20 protein-coding genes are annotated in these 18,135 nt (G+C 66.8%); 11 read left to right on the top strand and 9 right to left on the bottom strand.

Going from position 1 to position 18,135, the window contains the following annotated elements; translation table 11 throughout:
* Positions 1-20 precede the first annotated feature (20 nt).
* Both araD and LCM15_RS18270 read left to right on the top strand, forming a co-directional pair.
* Positions 21-1,754: an L-arabinonate dehydratase gene (araD, locus tag LCM15_RS18275; RefSeq protein ID WP_224858962.1), complete on the top strand. Its 1,734-nt coding sequence runs from the start codon at positions 21-23 to the stop codon at positions 1,752-1,754.
* Positions 1,755-1,772: 18 nt separating this feature from the next.
* The gene (locus tag LCM15_RS18270) at positions 1,773-2,681 is read left to right on the top strand and encodes a 2-hydroxyacid dehydrogenase (RefSeq protein ID WP_224858960.1); all 909 of its coding nucleotides are present in this window, start codon (positions 1,773-1,775) and stop codon (positions 2,679-2,681) included.
* A 349-nt stretch (positions 2,682-3,030) separates the two neighbouring features.
* On the opposite strand, the gene LCM15_RS18265 is transcribed toward LCM15_RS18270, so the two are convergent.
* From LCM15_RS18265 to motA, 3 genes are read right to left on the bottom strand one after another with little or no spacing between them, the layout of a single operon-like run.
* On the bottom strand, positions 3,031-3,459 hold the full coding sequence (locus tag LCM15_RS18265) for a flagellar export protein FliJ (protein WP_224858958.1): 429 nt from the start codon (positions 3,457-3,459) through the stop codon (positions 3,031-3,033).
* Positions 3,449-3,718 (bottom strand): hypothetical protein, encoded by a 270-nt coding sequence (locus LCM15_RS18260; protein WP_224858956.1) that lies wholly within the window; start codon positions 3,716-3,718, stop codon positions 3,449-3,451. Before LCM15_RS18260 ends, LCM15_RS18265 begins: the two co-directional genes overlap by 11 nt.
* Entirely contained in the window at positions 3,715-4,581 is an 867-nt protein-coding gene (gene motA, locus LCM15_RS18255) for a flagellar motor stator protein MotA (RefSeq protein WP_224858955.1), read from the bottom strand. Before motA ends, LCM15_RS18260 begins: the two co-directional genes overlap by 4 nt.
* A gap of 120 nt (positions 4,582-4,701) precedes the next feature.
* On the opposite strand from motA, the gene LCM15_RS18250 reads away from it, so the two are divergent.
* Positions 4,702-5,760: a hypothetical protein gene (locus tag LCM15_RS18250; RefSeq protein ID WP_224858952.1), complete on the top strand. Its 1,059-nt coding sequence runs from the start codon at positions 4,702-4,704 to the stop codon at positions 5,758-5,760.
* 10 nt (positions 5,761-5,770) lie between these two features.
* Here LCM15_RS18250 and LCM15_RS18245 read toward each other — a convergent pair whose 3' ends face one another.
* Positions 5,771-6,436, bottom strand: a complete 666-nt coding sequence (locus tag LCM15_RS18245; protein ID WP_224858950.1) for a helix-turn-helix domain-containing protein — start codon at positions 6,434-6,436, stop codon at positions 5,771-5,773.
* A gap of 158 nt (positions 6,437-6,594) precedes the next feature.
* Between LCM15_RS18245 and LCM15_RS18240 the strand changes: the two genes are divergently transcribed.
* From LCM15_RS18240 to LCM15_RS18210, 7 genes are all read left to right on the top strand, one after another.
* Positions 6,595-6,870, top strand: a complete 276-nt coding sequence (locus LCM15_RS18240; RefSeq protein WP_224858948.1) for a MucR family transcriptional regulator — start codon at positions 6,595-6,597, stop codon at positions 6,868-6,870.
* A 120-nt stretch (positions 6,871-6,990) separates the two neighbouring features.
* Positions 6,991-7,419 carry a MucR family transcriptional regulator gene (locus tag LCM15_RS18235; RefSeq protein ID WP_224858946.1) on the top strand — a complete coding sequence of 143 codons (429 nt, stop codon included), beginning with the start codon at positions 6,991-6,993 and terminating at the stop codon, positions 7,417-7,419.
* Positions 7,420-7,429: 10 nt separating this feature from the next.
* The gene (locus LCM15_RS18230; protein WP_224858944.1) at positions 7,430-8,419 is read left to right on the top strand and encodes a flagellar motor protein MotB; all 990 of its coding nucleotides are present in this window, start codon (positions 7,430-7,432) and stop codon (positions 8,417-8,419) included.
* A 331-nt stretch (positions 8,420-8,750) separates the two neighbouring features.
* Entirely contained in the window at positions 8,751-9,518 is a 768-nt protein-coding gene (locus LCM15_RS18225) for a hypothetical protein (protein ID WP_224858942.1), read from the top strand.
* Between the two features lie 85 nt (positions 9,519-9,603).
* Positions 9,604-10,344: a sigma-70 family RNA polymerase sigma factor gene (locus tag LCM15_RS18220; RefSeq protein ID WP_224858940.1), complete on the top strand. Its 741-nt coding sequence runs from the start codon at positions 9,604-9,606 to the stop codon at positions 10,342-10,344.
* A complete protein-coding gene (locus LCM15_RS18215; RefSeq protein ID WP_224858938.1) occupies positions 10,344-11,660 on the top strand; it encodes a flagellar hook-length control protein FliK in 1,317 nt (438 codons plus the stop codon). The genes LCM15_RS18220 and LCM15_RS18215 overlap by 1 nt, the downstream gene beginning before the upstream one ends.
* A 17-nt stretch (positions 11,661-11,677) precedes the next feature.
* The gene (locus tag LCM15_RS18210; RefSeq protein WP_224858936.1) at positions 11,678-12,349 is read left to right on the top strand and encodes a flagellar hook assembly protein FlgD; all 672 of its coding nucleotides are present in this window, start codon (positions 11,678-11,680) and stop codon (positions 12,347-12,349) included.
* A 25-nt stretch (positions 12,350-12,374) separates the two neighbouring features.
* On the opposite strand, the gene LCM15_RS18205 is transcribed toward LCM15_RS18210, so the two are convergent.
* The 5 genes from LCM15_RS18205 to LCM15_RS18185 form a co-directional block, all read right to left on the bottom strand.
* Complete coding sequence (locus LCM15_RS18205; RefSeq protein WP_224858934.1) at positions 12,375-13,046, bottom strand: hypothetical protein; 672 nt, start codon at positions 13,044-13,046, stop codon at positions 12,375-12,377.
* A gap of 86 nt (positions 13,047-13,132) precedes the next feature.
* A complete protein-coding gene (flgH, locus tag LCM15_RS18200) occupies positions 13,133-13,894 on the bottom strand; it encodes a flagellar basal body L-ring protein FlgH (protein ID WP_224858932.1) in 762 nt (253 codons plus the stop codon).
* A complete protein-coding gene (flgA, locus tag LCM15_RS18195; RefSeq protein ID WP_224858930.1) occupies positions 13,891-14,553 on the bottom strand; it encodes a flagellar basal body P-ring formation chaperone FlgA in 663 nt (220 codons plus the stop codon). Before flgA ends, flgH begins: the two co-directional genes overlap by 4 nt.
* Before the next feature lie 4 nt (positions 14,554-14,557).
* On the bottom strand, positions 14,558-15,343 hold the full coding sequence (flgG, locus tag LCM15_RS18190; protein ID WP_224858928.1) for a flagellar basal-body rod protein FlgG: 786 nt from the start codon (positions 15,341-15,343) through the stop codon (positions 14,558-14,560).
* 15 nt (positions 15,344-15,358) lie between these two features.
* A complete protein-coding gene (locus tag LCM15_RS18185) occupies positions 15,359-16,108 on the bottom strand; it encodes a flagellar hook basal-body protein (RefSeq protein WP_224858927.1) in 750 nt (249 codons plus the stop codon).
* A 135-nt stretch (positions 16,109-16,243) separates the two neighbouring features.
* Between LCM15_RS18185 and LCM15_RS18180 the strand changes: the two genes are divergently transcribed.
* Positions 16,244-18,067 carry a hypothetical protein gene (locus LCM15_RS18180; protein WP_224858925.1) on the top strand — a complete coding sequence of 608 codons (1,824 nt, stop codon included), beginning with the start codon at positions 16,244-16,246 and terminating at the stop codon, positions 18,065-18,067.
* Positions 18,068-18,135: the final 68 nt, after the last annotated feature.

Genomic DNA, 18,135 nt, shown 5'->3' with positions numbered 1-18,135 from the left:
AGAGCGACAGAGAGACACCCATGACCAAGAAGACCCCCGATACCCTCCGCTCCGCCCGCTGGTTTGCCCCCGACGACCTGCGCAGCTTCGGCCACCGCTCGCGTATGATGCAGCTGGGCTACGCCGAGGAGGATTTCCGTCACAAGCCGATCATCGGCATCCTCAACACCTGGTCCGAGCTGAACACCTGCCACGGTCACTTCCCGGAGCGGGTGCAGGACGTCAAACGCGGCGTTCTGGCGGCGGGAGGGTTCCCCGTCGAGATGCCCGCCCTGTCCGTGGACGAGAGCTTTACCAAACCGACCTCGATGCTCTACCGCAACATGCTCGCGATGGAGACCGAAGAGATGATCCGCAGCCACCCGCTGGATGGCGTGGTGTTGATGGGCGGCTGCGACAAGACCACGCCCGGCCTCGTGATGGGGGCGATCACCGCAGGCGTGCCAATGATCTTCCTGCCCGCCGGCCCGATGCTGCGCGGCCACTACAAGGGTTGCACCCTCGGCAGTGGCTCGGACGGCTGGAAGTACTGGGACGAGCGCCGCGCCGGCAACGTCACCGATGAGGAATGGCTCGGCATCCAGGGCGGCATCGCGCGCTCGGTCGGCACCTGCATGACGATGGGCACCGCCTCGACCATGACCGCCATCGCCGATGCGATGGGCCTGACGCTGCCCGGCGCCTCGTCGATCCCCGCCGCCGACAGCAGCCACAAGCGCATGGGCTCAGGCTGCGGGCGCCGCATCGTCGAGATGGTCTGGGAGGACATGACCCCCGCCACCGTCATCACCGAAGCCGCCGTACGCAACGCCGCCATCGTCGCCATGGCCACCGGCTGCTCGACCAACGCGGTGGTGCACCTCATCGCCATGGCCCGCCGCGCCGGGATCGACCTCACGCTCGACGATCTCGACAAGCTTGGCCGCGTCACGCCGCTTTGCGCAAACGTGCGACCGGCCGGCAAGAACTATCTGATGGAGGATTTCTACTACGCGGGAGGCCTCCTCGCTCTGATGAAGCAAATTGAGGAGCGGCTCGACACCACCGTGACCGGCGTCACCGGCAAGCCGCTCTCCGAGGCTCTGGCCACCGCCGAGGTTTACAATGACGACGTGATCCGCCCGCTGTCGAACCCGGTCTACCACCAGGGCTCGCTCGCGCTGCTGCGCGGCAACCTCTGCCCGGACGGTGCGGTGATCAAGCCAGCCGCCTGCGATCCGAAATTCCACGTTCACGAGGGGCCCGCGCTGGTCTTCGACAGCTACCCCGAGATGAAGGCCGCCATCGACGACGAGGATCTGGCTGTGACGCCCGACACCGTTCTCGTGCTGCGCAACGCCGGGCCGAAGGGCGGGCCGGGAATGCCGGAATGGGGCATGCTGCCGATCCCCAAGGCGCTGATCAAGCAGGGCTACCGCGACATGCTGCGGATTTCGGATGCGCGGATGTCGGGCACGTCCTACGGCGCCTGCGTGTTGCACATCGCCCCCGAGGGCTATATCGGCGGCCCGCTGGCGTTGCTGAAGACCGGGGACATCGTGCGCATGGACCTGCCGAACCGCAGCCTCGACATGCTGGTGGACGAGGACGAGCTTGCCCGCCGCCGCGCCGCCTGGACGCCACCGGAACCGCGCTTCGAGCGGGGCTGGGGCTACATGTACTCGCAGCACGTGACACAAGCCGACACGGGCTGCGACTTCGACTACCTCGAGCGGGGCTTCGGCAAGGCCGCCGGCGAGCCCGACATCTTCTGAGCCAACCCCGGAGGGCCCATGACCAGACCGCTTCTCTACCTGCCGCGCGCCTTCCCGACCAGCGAGGGCCGCTTGGACGGCTACGAATTGCTTGGCCCGGACGACACCGGACGCGACACCGAGGTGCGGGCGATCGCGCTTTCGGGGCCGAGCAAGGTCGACGCGGCGGTCATGGATCGCTTCCCCAAGCTCGAGATCGTCGCCAAGTTCGGCGTCGGCTATGACAGCATCGACGTGGCGGCGGCGCAGGCGCGCGGCGTCGCCGTCACCAACACGCCCGATGTCCTGACCGAGGAGGTCGCCGACCTCGCCGTGGGGCTGCTGATCGCCACCTCGCGCCAGCTTCCTCAAGCCGACTCTTACCTGCGCGCCGGCCACTGGACCACGAAATCATACCCGCTGACCCGTTCGCTGCGCGGGCGCCGGATCGGCATCCTCGGCCTTGGCCGCATCGGCCTTGCCATCGCGGCGCGGCTCACCGCCATGAAGCTCGAGGTGGCCTATGCCACACGCACCCCGCGCGACGTACCCTACGCCTACCACCCCGACGCCCTGTCACTGGCGCAGGCCTGCGACGCGCTGGTGGTGATCGTACCGGGCGGCGCCGCAACCGAGGGGCTTGTAAGTGCAAAGGTGCTGGACGCGCTTGGCCCGGACGGGATCCTGGTGAACGTGGCGCGCGGCTCGGTGGTCGACGAGACGGCACTGATCGCGGCGCTGGCGTCGGGCCGGCTCGGCGCGGCGGGACTCGACGTGTTCGAGCACGAGCCGCAGGTGCCGCAGGCTTTAGTCGACCTGCCCAACACGGTGCTGCTGCCGCACGTCGGCTCGGCTACCGAGGTCACACGCCGCATGATGGGCGACCGTGTACTTGATAACCTTGATGCTTGGTTCAGAGGTGACAGAGTTCCGGACCAAGTCGCCTGAAACGTCTAGTGGGTGTCGGTAATGTGACCGTCCTGCTTTGTGGATCATCGCAGACCCACCTTGGCACATCGATGCCGTGAGGAGGGCGGTCACGTCATCAACGCCACCGCGAGCGCATATAGCCAGTCCATGCGAAGCATATCGTCAGCGTCGCCGGGCTTGATCTTGCTCTTGCCAGGGAACACCAGGGTGACGTCCATGGACGTCACCTCTGCGCATTCCCCAATCAGAAAAGACCAGACATGTTCACGACACCTTTTCGAACTATGAATCACGCTCGCCCACCCAAGTCGATGGGTCCTGAGTCTAGTGCCTGCGTATCCTTGCGACACTACCTTCGAAACGAGGTCTAGCGGCGCCAGCGCATCAGCGACAGCTCGTCCAGATCCCTGTCCTCACGTTTCTTCTGTGCGACGCGTTCTTCAGTAATCCGCTTAAGACGCAGAATTTCGAAGGTTTTCTGTTCCGAAAGCGCATCACGCAGCCGAGCCTCGGCGGCGGCAACCTCGGGTGCGAGGATCGCCGCTTCGTGCGAAATCCGGTCGACCTCGGCGCGGATCGAGCGAATGAAGCGGCCGAGATAGGGCGCGCCCTCAAGGCCCTCGATCCGCGATTCACCCGAAAGACGCTGCAATAGAGCCTGTTTTTCCGAATCGAGCCGGGCCATCCGATCGCGCAGCTGCGCGGTGCTGCGAGCCTCTCGCTCGGTGTCGAGCCGCTTGAGGCGTTCCATCACGTCGAGCGCCTTGAGGCGGCGCCGGGCGGCGTCAGTGGCCATCGGAGGGCTCTTGCGCTGGCGTCTGCTCCACGACCGGCTCCGGGGCAGGCGGCTCGCCACCCAGTCGGATGCGCATCTGGGCGAGGATCTCGACGGGAAAGCCGTATTCCGACGGCGGCAGGTCGGTGAAGCGCCCACCGACCGCGGCGGAGGTGAAGCTGGTCTCCTGGGAAACGCCCAGCGGAGGGGCGGGCGCGTCCGCCGCCGAGGCGACCCCGGCGAGGACCAACAGGCAGGGCAGGGGGGGCCGGCGGATCATGCCGCCGGCAGCTCTTTCTGCGCCGCCTCGACCGCGTAGAAATCGGGCTGCATCCGGGTCGGAATGTTGCCGCGACCGATCTCGACGCAGATGCTCGGCGGATGATCCGACACCATGGCGACGAAGATGTCGCGGATGATCATGTAGAAGGCGCCATCCTCTTCCTCGATCTGCTTCAGCCGGCCCGAGATCGGCTGCACCATGCAATAGGCGAGAAACACCCCGAGGAAGGTGCCGACCAGCGCGCCGCCGATCATCTTGCCAAGGATCTCGGGAGGCTGGTCGATCGAGGACATGGTCTTGATCACCCCGAGCACGGCCGCGACGATGCCGATCGCCGGCAGACCGTCGGCCACCTGCTGGATCGCGTGCACCGAGGCCAGCGACTCGTGGTGGTGCTTCTTGATCTTGCGGTTGATGACATCCTCGGTCGCGTACTTGTCGTCGAACTGCATCGACAACATGCGGAAGCTGTCGCGGATCAGGTCGATGGCAAAGTGATCCTCCGCGATGCGCGGGTAGCGGTTGAAGATGTCGCTGTCGGAAGGCGACTCGATGTGGCTGTCGAGCGCAAGGATGCCCTTGGCCTTGTAGATGCGGGTGAGCTCGTACATCAGGTTGAGCAGGTCGCCGTAATCCTTGGACTTCCAGCGCGGCCCCTTCAGCACCTTGACGACGCCACGGGCGGATTTCTTGATCACGTCGACGCTGTTGGCGATGACGAAGGCTCCGATCGCCGCGCCGCCGATCATCATGCCCTCGAAGGGCAGGGCGTGCAGCACGATGTCCATCTTGCCGCCCGAAAGCATGAAGCCTCCGAAGACAAGGCCGAACACAATGGCAAGTCCCAGTATCATCGTCATCGGGTACGGTCTCTGCGTTGTGGTCACCACGCCGGAAGGCCGGCAATCGATGTTAATTCATAAGTAAATTTGACTTTCGTTCAAGTATAAACAAGGATAGATTGGGAAATATAAGGACAGTTGGGACAGCAGACCATGATCGCCGAGAAGCTGGCTTACTTTTTCGATGCGGCTGACCTCGGCAACGTGTTCGAGGACTGGCCCGAGGAGATCGGTCTGGTGCTGTGCCTCGACGATGCCGGCACCTGCGAGATGCTGCTGCATCATCACGACGAAGGCCGCTCCGTGCTGCGCAAGGCCGGCGCGTTGCTGGATCGCGGTTCGGGTGAGTTCGCCGTGGTGCCACCGATCGAGGGCTATCCGACCCGGCGCGTGATGTTCTCGGACGAGCAGAAGCTTCTGGCACTGGTCGCGGACGAGGATGACCTCGCCGAGATGGCCGCCGACTACCTGATCAACTACCACTTCGAGCAGGATCGCAAGGCGCGCGAGCGTCGCGAGAAAGAGGCCGCCCGCGCTGCCGCGCCGAAGAGCCCGGCGCCGAGCTCCGAGCCGTTCTTCTGGCGGCCGCGGCTGCATCTGTCGGAGGTTCGCGCCAAGCGGCAGCCTCGTCCGAAGGCGCCCGTCATCCCCCAGGGCTATGTCCCGGCCGAGGCGATCTCGGAGGTCGAGTGCTTCTTTGCCGAGGGCGAGCTGCGGCTCGGACGCCGGGGAGTGCGTCTGTCGCTGGCGCCCGAGCTGGTCGACATCAAGACCTGCACCCGTCTGGTGCAGGAGGTGGGCTTTCGCGATGACCTGTCGCGCTTCGTTTTGCCGCGCAAGGCGGTCGAGGGATGGCAGCCGGGCGAGCCTCTGGTGATCGACATCCCCGAGGAGCGCTTCCCCGCCGGGCTGCGGGCCCGGTTCTCGGGCGCGGCGCGGGTGGCCGAGGTGACCATCACCGCGCAGGGCGTGTTCGTCGCGCCGGGCGCGGTGATCCCCGAACCCGAGCCCGCGGTGTCCGAGGCGGACCTCAAGGCACCGGTGCGCCGCCGCCGCTTCCTCACGCCGCTGCGCGTCGCGGTGGTGCTGCTGACCGGTGTCGGGCTGACCGCCGGAACGGTGATCAATGCGGTCGCGAGCCCGGACCGACCGGCGGCGGCGGTAAGCCTCGTCGCCTTCGATGACAGCGCGGACTGACACTCCCCGATCAGGACCGCGGCTCGCCGTCCATCACATAACCTTGCGCGCGCACCGTCCGGAGCGTCACCGCGCCCTCGAAATGGGCGTCGAGCTTGCGTCGGATGCGGGCGATATGAACGTCGATCCGCCGATCCCCGTAGCGCCACTCCTCTTCGCCCAGGGCCTCGGCCAGCGCCGGGCGGCTGACGATCTCGTTGCGGCGCGCGTTCAGCACCGAGAAGATGCGTTCCTCGAGCGGCGTCAGCCCGAGCTGCGCCAGCCACGCGGCGCGCTGCCCGCCCTGCGCGGCGTTTTGCAGGCGCGCGGCCAGCCGGGCGCGCAGCTCGGAGGGATCGTGATCGGCGCGCAGGGCATCGTCGGCCCCGGCGGCAAAGGCCTCGGCGGCGCCGCGCGGGCGATTGCCGTGGTCGACCGCAAGGATCACCGCGCCCGGAACCTGTCTGCGGACGCTCGCAATCAGCGACAGCATGGCATCATCGCGCGGCCCGTGCGCCGTCAGCCCGACGATCATCGCGCTGAGCGGCGCATCCGGCGCGATCAGTTCGCTCATTTCAGCCGGGCGGGCGCGGCGGAGAACGCGGCGCAACCCGGCGGCCCTCAACAGGTCCGCCCAGTCATTCCGGCGGGCGGTGTCGCGCTCCAGCACGACCGAGAAGGAAGCTCTTTTCTTCATCTGACCGTTCTGATTGTATTGTGTCCATGCGCTGGCAAGATTCGCGCAGAATTTTGAAACTTTTCACCAACGATTAACCTTACCTTCCTATTTCTAAACCGATGACAAGGCCACGACGTCATCGCGCTTAACAAGTAACAACAAGAAGAGAGCCGGGTATGAGGATTAACCTGCGCCACATATTACAACGTCTGGTCCGCGCGCGCCGCGGAGGTCAGCCACAGTTCGCCATTGGTGACGACCGGCCGGGCACATTGCTTTGCCTCGAAACCGGGCAGCGGCGTCCCCTTCTGCGGCGCCATCTGCGCGAGACATTGGGCATGAGCCCGGAAGAGTATCGCAAGAAGTGGGGCCTTCCGGACGACTACCCCATGGTGTCGGCGGCCTATGCGGCTCGGCGAAATGCCGCCAAATCCATGAAGCTCCAAGGATAAGCTTGGAAAACCGCGGAGGGCCTCTAATTATACTTCACAAGCCCTCGGATGAACTTGCGACCAGCGGGGCGACAGCGCTCCCGGTCCAACAAGTACAAGAATAAAGGCAGGTACCTTAGCATGAGTGCAGAGGATCAGATGCAGGACAGGATCAGCCATATTGTGGCGGCCTACGCCTCGCGCCCCGATGTCAGCCCCGACGAGATCGTGGCGCTATACCGGCGGCTGGCCGGAGAGTTCGACGAAGCACCGCAGGCGGCAACCGTGGTACGCGCCCCGGAAACGCCGGGGCTGCAGCCCGCCCTGCCGCTTGAGCAGGCCGTGACCGAGGACAAGGTGTACTGCCTGTGCTGCGGGCGCGGCTTCAAGATGCTCAAGCGCCATCTCGGGGCAGAGCATGGCATGACCGAGGCGGAGTATCGCACTGCCTTCGGGCTGGCCGAGGACTTCCCGCTCGTGGCGCCCAGCTATTCGCGCAAGAAGGCCGCCCACGCCAAGGAGGCCGGGCTTGGCAAGTATGATCGGACGCATCCGATCGGACAGGTTTAAGCCCTAGCCCATGGCCGGTAACAACGAGCAGACCATCATCATCAAGCGCGTCGAGGAAGAGGACGGGCACGGCCATCACGGCGGTGCGTGGAAGGTGGCCTATGCCGACTTCATGACGGCGATGATGGCGTTCTTCCTTCTGCTCTGGATTCTCGCCGCCTCGGACGAGGAAAAGCTTCGCGGGCTGGCGGACTATTTCACCCCGAGCCTGTCGCAAAGCGGTGGCCGCGGCGACGGCCTGCTCGACGGCACCGTGCTCGCCGCCGACGGCGTGATGAGCGGAACCGACGGGCCGGCCACACCGGTGCAGCTGCCGAGCTTCGGTCAGGAGAACCCGCTGGCGGTGTTCGACAGCCGGCTGCGCGACACCAATCCCAACATCCAGGTCGAGTATGATACCCGCCCGGAGGGCCGTCAGGAAAGCGCCACGATCAACCAGGGCAGCGACCCGATGGAGGACGCCCGCGCCGAGGCCGAAGCCGAGCGCGCCCGGCAGGACTGGGACGCGGCGCAGGATCGCCTCGAGCAGCAGATCATGCAGGAGGTGGTCGGCAGCCCGGAGCTCGAAAGCTATTCCGACAACCTGCGATTCGACCGGACCGAGAACGGCCTCGAAATCCAGATCATCGACAAGGGCGGAGAATCGATGTTCGCCACCGGGAGCGCCCGGATCCAGGACCGCACCCGCGACCTGCTCCGGATCATCGCCGATGCGGTCGTCGATCTGCCGAACGAACTGACGATCTCGGGGCACACCGATTCGGTGCCCTACACGCGCTCTGCGACCTACTCGAACTGGGAGCTGTCAGCCGACCGCGCCAACGCCACCCGCAGGGTGCTTATGGCCAACGGAGTCAGCCCCGAACGCATCACCCGGATCTCCGGTCTGGCGGACACCGACCCGCTGACACCGGGGTCGCCCGACGCACCGGAAAACCGGCGCATCAGCGTCTCTGTGCAGTACCCGCAAGCGCTAACAGGCGCACCCGCGCAAGACTGAGTCCCTATTCCCGGGCTCACTGTTGCAGATTTCACCACATCTAGTGTTGCCGGCGGGCGCTTCTCCATTATATCCACACGTTTTTTTCTGAATGTTAAGGAAAGTCCGAGGGTGTGGAGGGGGATTTTGCGCAATCCCCCTCTTGGCTCGGTGATATTTATCAGGCAAATACAAGGCGTTGACCCGCCGCGCCCGCAATCCCTATATAGCGCTCGGCGCTTCGGCTTCTCCTATATCTTGTCAGATGCTTAACATTTGGTGGCTTTCCCGGTCACGACCCCAGAAATAGGGTTAAGACAGGTTGTCACAGGACATAGGGAAAAGGCCGAATATGCGTAGCGGAGAGGTGCTCAGTCTGATCTGGCAGGATGGCGTCGCGCTTCCCATCCACGATGGCTACCGTGCCTTCGAGACCATGTTCAGCCGCATTCTTCCGGTCCGTGTGGTGTGCCTTCTGGCCGGCGAGTCCTGCCCCCGCCCGCTCGCGATGTCCGACGAACTCGAGCTTGCCCCTGCGCTGCCCCTCGGGGACGTGCTGGTCGAGGAACTGCCGGTCGATCTGCCCTATGGCACGCTTGTCCTGTTCCTGCCCGAGCGTGGCTCCGACCTGTCGTCGCTGCTCGGTGCGGCGGTCGGCGAAGCGCTTCAGCTCATGCTGAACCAGGGCGGCCTGCCGATGGAGCGCGAGACCGATGCGCTCTACCTGCTGGCCCATGCGGCGATGCGCCGGGCGGCCAGCCTGCTGGCGCAGGGCAGCCCACTCGATACCGAAGCCTTTGCGCGGGGGCTCGGCCAGAGCCTCGAGCGGCATTGGGTGGCAGAGCAGGGCGGGCGCCTGCCCGACCCGACCGTGTTCTCGCGGCCCGACTTCCTGTGGCAGCCGTCGCTTCAGGGCTACCTGTCCCGGCTCGATCCGGGATTCACCGCGCCCGATCCGCGCATGGTGAACGGAGACCTGCTGCGCGTGGCCGAAACGCCGCTGGTGCTGCCGGAATGGGTCAGCCGGATGGAGGCGGTGCTGCGCGCGGTGTTGGGCGCCCCGGAGCGCCAGACTCCGACCCTTCAAAGCCGTCTCGCAGCGCGCTTTAACCTCCAGTAAATCATTAAGTCCTTCCGACATATCGGGATTTATGCTTACCTGTTCTTGCAGATAAGGATGGTTTTGCTTTTTCTCCATGATGTCGATGTCGTATCACTCCGCGATGCGCGAGCCGCTGCTCAGCTTCGAGCAGGAGCGGGCGGCGATCTGCGGCTGGCAGGATCGCGGCGACCGCGCGGCGCTCGAGGTGCTGCTGCGCTCTCATGCGCGGCAGGCCTGGTCGCACGCGGCACGGTTTACCGACAATCCGGTGCATCTCGAGGATCTTGCGGCGGAGGGCGTGATGGGCTTGCTGCGCGCCGCTGACAGTTTCGACCGGGCGCAGGACGTGCGGTTCGCGACCTACGCGGCGTGGTCGGTGCGCAACGCGGTGTCGTCGGCGCTGTCGCGGATCAAGGCGGTGATCGACATTCCCGCGCGGACCTATCTCGACGCCCAGATGGGCAAGCTGCCCGACGAGGATGTGTTCATCGTCCAGCTCGCGACGCGCGGGACCGTCGCGCTCGACAGCCATCACGAGGACGCCGGGCGCGAACCGGGGCAGCTTCTGGTCTCGAACGAGCCCGACCCGGAGGAACATGCCAGCCTGAAAAGCCAGCGCCGGATGCTGCTGCGGCTCATCGACGATGCGCTGGCGCGGATGGAGCCCGAGGAGGCCGCGGTGATCCGCCGCCGCCGGCTTGCCGCCGAGCCGGAGACACTGGCGGGCATCGCCGCGGATCTCGGCATCACGCAGGACCGGCTGCGGCAGGTCGAACGGCGCGCAATGATGCGCCTGCGCCGGGTCTTGATCGACTGCGGCTTTTCGCGGACTGTGCTGTCATGATGAAATTTCTTTCTCTCTTCGGAACGATGCCCGAGCCCGCCAAGGGCGCGGATGGCGCGGCGCGGACCGGCGAGGGCGACGGGGCCTTCGCCTCGATCATGGCGTTCCTGCGCAGCGACGAGGGCATCGCGCCGGCGCAGGAGGGGGCAGACCTTCCGGCGATCCTGTCGGAGGCAGAGGAGGCGCTCGCCGATCCCGATCTGACGGATGACGAGCTCGAGGATATCCTTGCGCCGATGCTCGAGGACCTCGCGACGGCGCTGGCGGCGGTCCCAGCCCGGATGGAGCAGCTGCGCACCGCTTTGAGCGAGGCGGGGATCGAGCCTGCGCCAGCAGAGCCGGGCAGCTTGGATGCCCTCAGCCTTCGGGCCGAAGCGGTGGCCACCGGCGCGGCGGTGCCGCTGGCCGGGCTGCGCCCCGAGCCTGCGGCGCCGGATGCCAGCTGGCGAACGCTGGCCGAAGCGATGCCGCTGTTGCGCGCGGCTTTGAAAGAGGCGCCCGTCACACCCAGTGCGCTGACCCGCGAAGTGGCCTCCGAGCCGGGCGTGCAGGCGCTGGTGGGGCGGGTGCTCGGACTGGCGGAAGAGATCGCGCAGCCCGTCCGCCGGGCGCAGCTTTCGGAACTGGCAGTGACGCGCCTGCCCGATGCCGAGCCCGCGCCGGACGGCGCCGCGTTCGAGCGCGCCGAGACACCTGTCGGCATGACCCAGCGCGCCGCGCAGCCGCAGGTGGTGCCGGTCGTGCAGGCCGCAGGCCCGGTCACGCCGGAGGCACCGCAGACCGGCCAGCAGATCCAGGTCGCTGTGGTCGCGCCGATGGCGGGCACCTCGGAGGCCGCGCCGGTGCTGCAGACCGAGGCGCCGCGTCCGGTCCAGACGCCCGCCGCGCCGAGTTCTGACCAGATCCTGACCCAAGTCCGCGCCCAGGTCAGCGAGACCGGGCGCATCCGTGTGGAGCTCAAGCCCGAGGGCATGGGCACGCTCGAGATCGACCTCGCGCCGGACGAGTCCGGCGCGCTCAAGGTGACGGTGCGGGCCGAGCAGGCCTCGGTGCTGACGGCCCTGCGCAGCGACCGCGACGGGCTGGTCGCGCTGCTGCGCGAGGCGGGGCATCAGGTCGATGACCGGTCGCTGAGCTTTTCCGATCTCGGCGCGCGCCAGTCGGGGCAGGGGGCGTCGCACGGACAGTCGCAGGGGCAGGGGGCTCCGGGCGCGCGTGGGTTCGGCCTCACTGCAGAGGCCGCGGGCGCCGAGCCCGAGGTCGAGATGAAACAAATCGTGCTGCCGCTGGCCGGCGGCGTCGACATCCAGGTTTGAAGCAAGAGGAGAGCGCCGTGGCGATCGACCCATTCGGCACCGGAAGTGTAACCGGCGCAAACACCACCGCCTCGTCTTCGATGAGCCAGCTCAGCGCGGATTACGAGAGCTTCATCACGCTGCTGACGGCGCAGATCCAGAACCAGAACCCTCTGGAGCCGATGGACAGCACCACCTTCATCTCGCAGCTCGCGCAGCTCAGCCAGGTGGAGCAGTCGGTGGCGGTGAACGACAATCTCGAGGGGATTGCCTCGCAGCTCTCGAGCATGTCGGCGATTGCCGGGCTCGACCTCATCGGGCGCAGCGTGGTGGCCCCGTCGGAACAGATCGCGCTCGAGGGCGAGGGCGCGGCGGTGGCGAGCTACCGGCTCGCGGGCGAGGCCAGCAACGTCGCCCTGTCGATCGTCTCGGCCGACGGCACCTTGCTGCGCAGCTATGACGGCCTGTCGGGCGCTGCGGGAGAGCTGCACGACGTTGCTTGGGACGGCATGGATTACGAAGGTTTGCCGCTGCCCGAGGGCAGCTATTACATGACCGTGACCGCCACGGATGCTGCCGGCAACAGCGTGCCGGCCCAGACCTATGCCGCCTCGAAGGTCACGGGCATGACCTATGAGAACGGGCTGGCGACGCTTCAGATGGCCAACGGCGACACCACGCTCGCCGGCCTCATCGAAGAGATCCGCTAAGGCAGGATAAACGTGCCGGCGCGGCTTAGCTGCGCGGCACGTCGGCCTTGACCAGCGACAGGAACAGCACGTCCGACACGCCCTCGCCGAAATCGGCCTTGAGGTCGGAGACCAGTGTCTTCGTCAGTTTCTCGGTGTCGATGTTCGGCCCCTGCATGGCCGAGGTTCCGGCGGCCTTGTGCATCGAGGCGAGGATCACGTCACGCAGGCGCGAAGCGTTTTCCGCGACGTTGAACACCTCGGCGGTCTCCCGGTCGCGCATCGCGACGCCGACTTCCGAGACCACGTAGGTCACGCTACTGGGGCGATAGACCGGCACGCTGACGCGGCCAAGGCGCACGACGCTGCTGTCGCCGAAGGGATCCTTGCGGATCAGGCTGACGGACTTCTGCTCGGGATCTGCGCCATGGCCGGCATCGGCCTGGCTCGGGGCGTGGCCGGGGGTGCCGCCCTCTTCCTCGGGGAGGTTGTCGGGTGCGGAGCTGGCGAGGTGGTCGAGCACTTTCTCGGCCTCGCTGCGGCCTCCCGTGTCTTCACTTTGGGCGACGCCGTCAGGACCGGCGCCGGGCGCCGGGGTCTGATGGGCGGTCTCTGCCCCCACCTCGGCCTTGGCGGAGGGGATGAATTGCCCGCCCGCAAAACCGGCGGCCCCGAAAAGGACGGGCAGCGCCGCAAAGGCAATATAGGCTTTCTTCATAACCGAATCCCGCATGTTGCTGGTCAGGGTCGGTTATGCGGGCCAATTCGGGCGACAGTTTTATGCAAACATGGCTCAAACCGGAATTAATACGGCAAGATGATGTCCAAGACGTCCTCGCCGTAGCCCCGTGTCTGCTGGCGGCTGATCGCGCCGCGCCCGCCATAGCCGATCCGGGCCTCGGCCATCTTGTCGTAGGGGATCGAGTTGTCGCGGTTGATGTCCTGCGGGCGAATGATGCCCGAGACGCGCAGCTCGCGCAGTTCCTCGTTGACCTTGACCTCCTGACGGCCGAGCACCACGAGATTGCCGTTGGGCAGCTGCTGCACGACGAGCGCGGCCATGCGCAGCGAGATCGCCTCGTTGCGCTCGACCGAGCCGTCGCCGGAGGCGCCAGTGGTCGAGGTGATGTCGACCAAATTGCCCTCGGGCAGATCCTCGGGTCCGACGCCGGGCAGGATCTTGTCGATCTGGGTGCCGTAGCCGAAGAACTTGGGGAAGGCGAGGGTGCTGCGGCCTGTCCGGCTGCGGTCGGATTCGTTGCTGAGGCGCGCCTCGTCGTCGATCTCGATGATGATGGTCAGGATGTCGCCGACCTGCGTGGCGCGCTGATCGCCGAAAAAGCCCGCCGAGCCGCGCTCCCAGAGCGAGGCGCCCTCGGCGCGGTAGGGCACGCGCACAGCCTCGGGGGGCGGCATCGGCACGGACACATTGCGCGCGGCGGCCAGCTCGCCGGGGTCGACGCCGACCGGGCTTAGCTCGGGGTCGCGGTCGAAGGCGGGGCTGCTGCAGCCGACGAGAACGGTCAGGGCCGAGCCCGTGAAAAGCGCGACGCGCAGGGTTGTCATCGGATCACCTCCACAAGCCCATCCTCGCGGGCGATGGCGGTCAGCGCGTTGTTGCTGACCAGATTGACGATGCGCACGTCCTGCCCGCGATGGGCATCGGTGAGCGCACGGCCCGGGGCGGTTACCACCAGACGGCCATCGTCATAGAGAATATTCACCTTGTCGCCGCGCCCGATCACCAGCGGCTCCATCACCGACTGGCGCATCACCGGGCGGCCCTGCGCGAGCATCCGCCGCACCTGCATCCCCTCGAGCATCTCGGCATCGGTCAGGGTGAAGGCGCCGACGCGGGCGACCGGAAGGTCGACGGTCTTGATGTCGGCCCCCGAAACGATCTCGCCCGGCATCAGGCGGCGGGTCGGCACCGGCAGGCTGAGCGTCGCCAGCGCGAGGCCCTGCAGCCGATGGGTGATGCCGTCCTGCGTCACCGCGTTGGCGAGGAAGCTGCCGGTGTCCTTGTCCATCCAGAACGCCGAGATCAGCTCGGCCTCGTCCACCGGGCCGGCGCTGAAGCGGATCTGGATGCTGGCGTCGACGGGGAGCGTGTCGCCCCAGGTGTCGCGCACCTGCTCTTCGATCAGAACCTGCGTGGTCTCGGCCAGCGCGGGCAGGGCGGTGAGCGTCAGGGCGCAAAGCAGGGCGGCGAGGCGGCGGCGCATGGGCTTACTTGATCTGGTTGGCGGCGGACATCATCTGGTCCGCGGTCTCGATCGCCTTGGAGTTCATCTCGTAGGCCCGCTGCGCCTGGATCAGGTCGGTGATCTGGCGGATGATGTCGACGTTGGAGGCCTCGAGATAGCCCTGCCGCAGGATGCCGACCCCGGCATCGCCGGGCAGCGCCGGAATCGCGTCGCCGGAGGCCACGGTGGCCTCGAGAAGGTTGTTCCCCATCGGGCGCATCCCGGCATCGTTGACGAAGGTGGTTAGCGTGAGCTGGCCGACCTCGACCGGGACCGGGTCGCCCTCGACATAGGCGCTGACGATGCCGGTCTCGCTGATCTCGACCGCGGTGGTGTTGTCCGGCAGCACCACGCCCGGATCGACCTCGAAGCCCTGATGGTTGACGATCTGCCCCTCCGCCGACAGCCGGAACGAGCCATCTCGGGTATAGGCCTGATTGCCGTCGGGCAGGTTGACGGTGAAATATCCGCGCCCGTCGATGGCGAGGTCGAGCTGGCTTTCGGTCTGGGTCAGGCCGCCCTGCGTGTTCAGACGCAGCGTGCCCACCGAGCGCACGCCGAGGCCGATGTCGAGGCCGATGGGGCGGGTGGTGCCCTCTTCGGCGGTCACAGCCCCCTCGCGCGACTGGTTTTCGTAGATGAGGTCGGTGAACGAGGCCCGCGCACTCTTGAAGCCGGTGGTGTTGGCGTTGGCGATGTTGTTCGAGATCACGTCAACATTCGTCTGTTGCGCCATCATGCCGGTGGCGGCGATGCCCAGTGCCTTCATCTTCCAGTCCCTCGCTTAGCTGTTCCGACCGATGCGGGTCAGCATCTCTTTTTTCAGTTCGTCATCCGATGCGACCAGGTTGAGCGCGTGCTGGTAGGCCTGCTGGATGTTGATCAGCCGCGTGACCTCGGTCACCGGCTGCACGTTGCTGCTTTCCACCGCGCCCTGAATGACGCTGGACCCGGTCTCGTCGGGGGCCAGCCCCTGCGCCTCGGCGTTCGGCACGAACATGCCGCTGCCGCCACGGCTCAGCGTCTGCCGGTCGGGCAGCTCGAAGATGCCGACCTGCCCCATCACGCCGCCCTCGGGCGAGGAGATCACGCCATCGTCCGAGATCGTCACCGAGGCGGCGAATTCCGGCGGGATGTTCAGCGGCGCACCGCCAAGGTCGAGGATCCGCGCGCCGCTGGCGGTGGTCACCTGCCCCTGTGCGTCGAGCACGAGCTGGCCGTCGCGGCCATAGGCCATGCCGCCATCGGGCATCTCGTAGGCGAACCAGCCCTGACCGGTCAGGGCAAGGTCGAGCGGATTGCCGGTCTGCACCACGACGCCGGGCGTGTCGTCGACATAGGAGCCGCGGTCGAGCACGTAGTTCGTGCCCTCACCCGTGAGTGCCGCATCGTCCTTCTGCAGGTAGGTCTCGAACAGGACACGCTCGGCCTTGAAGCCGCTGGAATTGGCATTGGCGATGTTGTTCGACGTCACGTCGAGCTGGCGCTCGAGCGCCGTCAGCTTGGAGAGTGCGACGTAGGTCGAATTATCCATGCGCCATGCCTGCCAATGTTTGCCCGTTCATTCTTTTCTTGCGAAGAATGCGGGCTTTGCTAGGATAACGCAAGTATTAACATGGCGAGGCGTTCAAAGAAAGTGGCCTATCCTTGCGTCCTTCGAGGCTCTTTCTTGGCCGGCTTTGCGGGTCTGCTTTGCGCTGCGCCGGCGCTGGCCGAGCGCGAGGCCGCCGTCGCGGCTGCAGCTTTCGACGGGGGCGTTTCGCAGGCGCTGTTCGATCCCTTGGACGGGATCAACCCACCGCCGCTCTATCTCGATCGCCGCGAGGCGCCGCCGTTTCTCGAGGAACGCCGCGCCCTGATGGGCAAGCTGCGCGAGGTCGGTGACGGCACGCCGGCGCAGGCCCGCGCGCTCACCGATCTGGCGGAATTCTACTTTGCGCACGGGCTTGCGTCCGAAGGGCTGTCGGTGCTCGCCGCGGTGCAGGGGCCAGACCTGCCCCTGGCCCACGCGCTGCGCGCCAGTGCTTTCGAGCTGGCCCTCGGTCTGATTGATCCGCTCGAGCGCCCCCTCACCGAACGCGCCCGCGCGCTGCTCGCGCCGCGGCACGAAGAGTGGCCCGACCAGCCGCTGTTTCTGGTCCTGGACCATCTGCGCGAGGGGCGCTGCGAGGCGGCTGGTGCGCTGCTCGACGCGGCGGTGACGCGTCTGGCGCGGTTCTCCAGGCCGGTGCAGGAGCGGGTTCTGCCCTCCCTTCTGGAATGCGCCATCGAGACACGACGGTGGCGGCTTGCCCGGGATCTTGCCGCGGCGTTCGAAGCCTATCCCTCGCTCAAGCGCGGGTCGGCCTATCACTTCCTGCTGGGTCGGGTGGCAGAGGCCGGGGACGCACCGCTCGCGGCGTTCGACAGCTACGTGCAGGCGCAGGGCGGCCATGACCTCTGGTCCCACCGGGCGCGCCGGGCGCTGATCGATCTGGGGCTCGCGCACGACGCGCTCCCGCCGGAGGAGGCGGTTGCGCTGCTGGCGCAGGAAGCCGAGATGTGGCGCGGCGGCGAGGAGGGGGCGCAGACCCTGCGCGACCTCGGGTCGCTGCAGCTCATCGCCGAGGACGCCGCGGGTGCGGTGGAAACCTACGGCCGGATCATCGTGCGCCATCCCAAAAGTCCCGAGGCGCAGGAGGCACGGCAGAAAGCGCGGGTGCTGATCGACGAGCTCTACCGCAAGGGCGCCGCGCACGAGATCACGCTCGGGCGCTTCATGGCCAGCCACGAACGCATCGCGCCGTTCTTCCGCTTCAATGCCGATTTCGCGGAGGCGGCCGAGTTGCTTGCCGACACGTTCCTCAAGGCGGGTGCGACGACGATGGCCGCGCGCGAATACAGCACCACGCATGACTACCTCACCGCCGGGCAGGATCTTGGCATCAGCGATCCGGGCGAGGGCCATCTCGAGCGGCTCAAGGTGAAGGAAGCCGAGGCGCTGGCGGCGGGCGGGCAGTGGGACACCCTCGGCGCGCTTCTGGCGCAGCCCCTGACGCCTGCCGATGCCGCTCTGCGCGAGCGCTACGACATGGTCTCGGCGCGCTACCTGCAACACACCGGCCGGGTGAGCGAGCTGCTCGGAGGCGACGGCGAAGGCGCCCCCGAACAGGTGCTGCGCCTGCGCGCGCAGGCCCGCTTCGACGAGGGCGACTGGCCTGCCGCGGTCGCCGCCTACGGTCGCCTGCACGACCGGCTCGGCGACGCCATGCCGCTGCCCGACAGCATCCGCTACCTGCTTGCGGCGCATCGCAGCGAGGACATGGCGCAGACCGCCGAGATCGCGCGCGCCTTTCCGGCGCTGACCGAGTTGCCCGCGTGGAAGGATATCGAGCGCAGCCTCACCCGGGCCGCGCCCGAGCTTCTGCCGCTGCGCGAAGACACCGCCCGGGCAAGGATCGACGGTGGCGCGGACCTGCTCGAAACCTTGCCGGGATCAGAACAGGTCAACTAACGCGCCTTGAAAGCTCAAATTCTCGCAAGATTCGCGTGAATTTCGCCAAGTAAACAGTTCTTTAAACA

It is taken from the genome of Salipiger bermudensis, assembly GCF_020171625.1.
Classification (GTDB): domain Bacteria; phylum Pseudomonadota; class Alphaproteobacteria; order Rhodobacterales; family Rhodobacteraceae; genus Salipiger; species Salipiger bermudensis_B.
The sequence above is the reverse complement of the archived record's forward strand: the minus strand, read 5'-3'. Positions and strand labels throughout refer to the sequence as shown.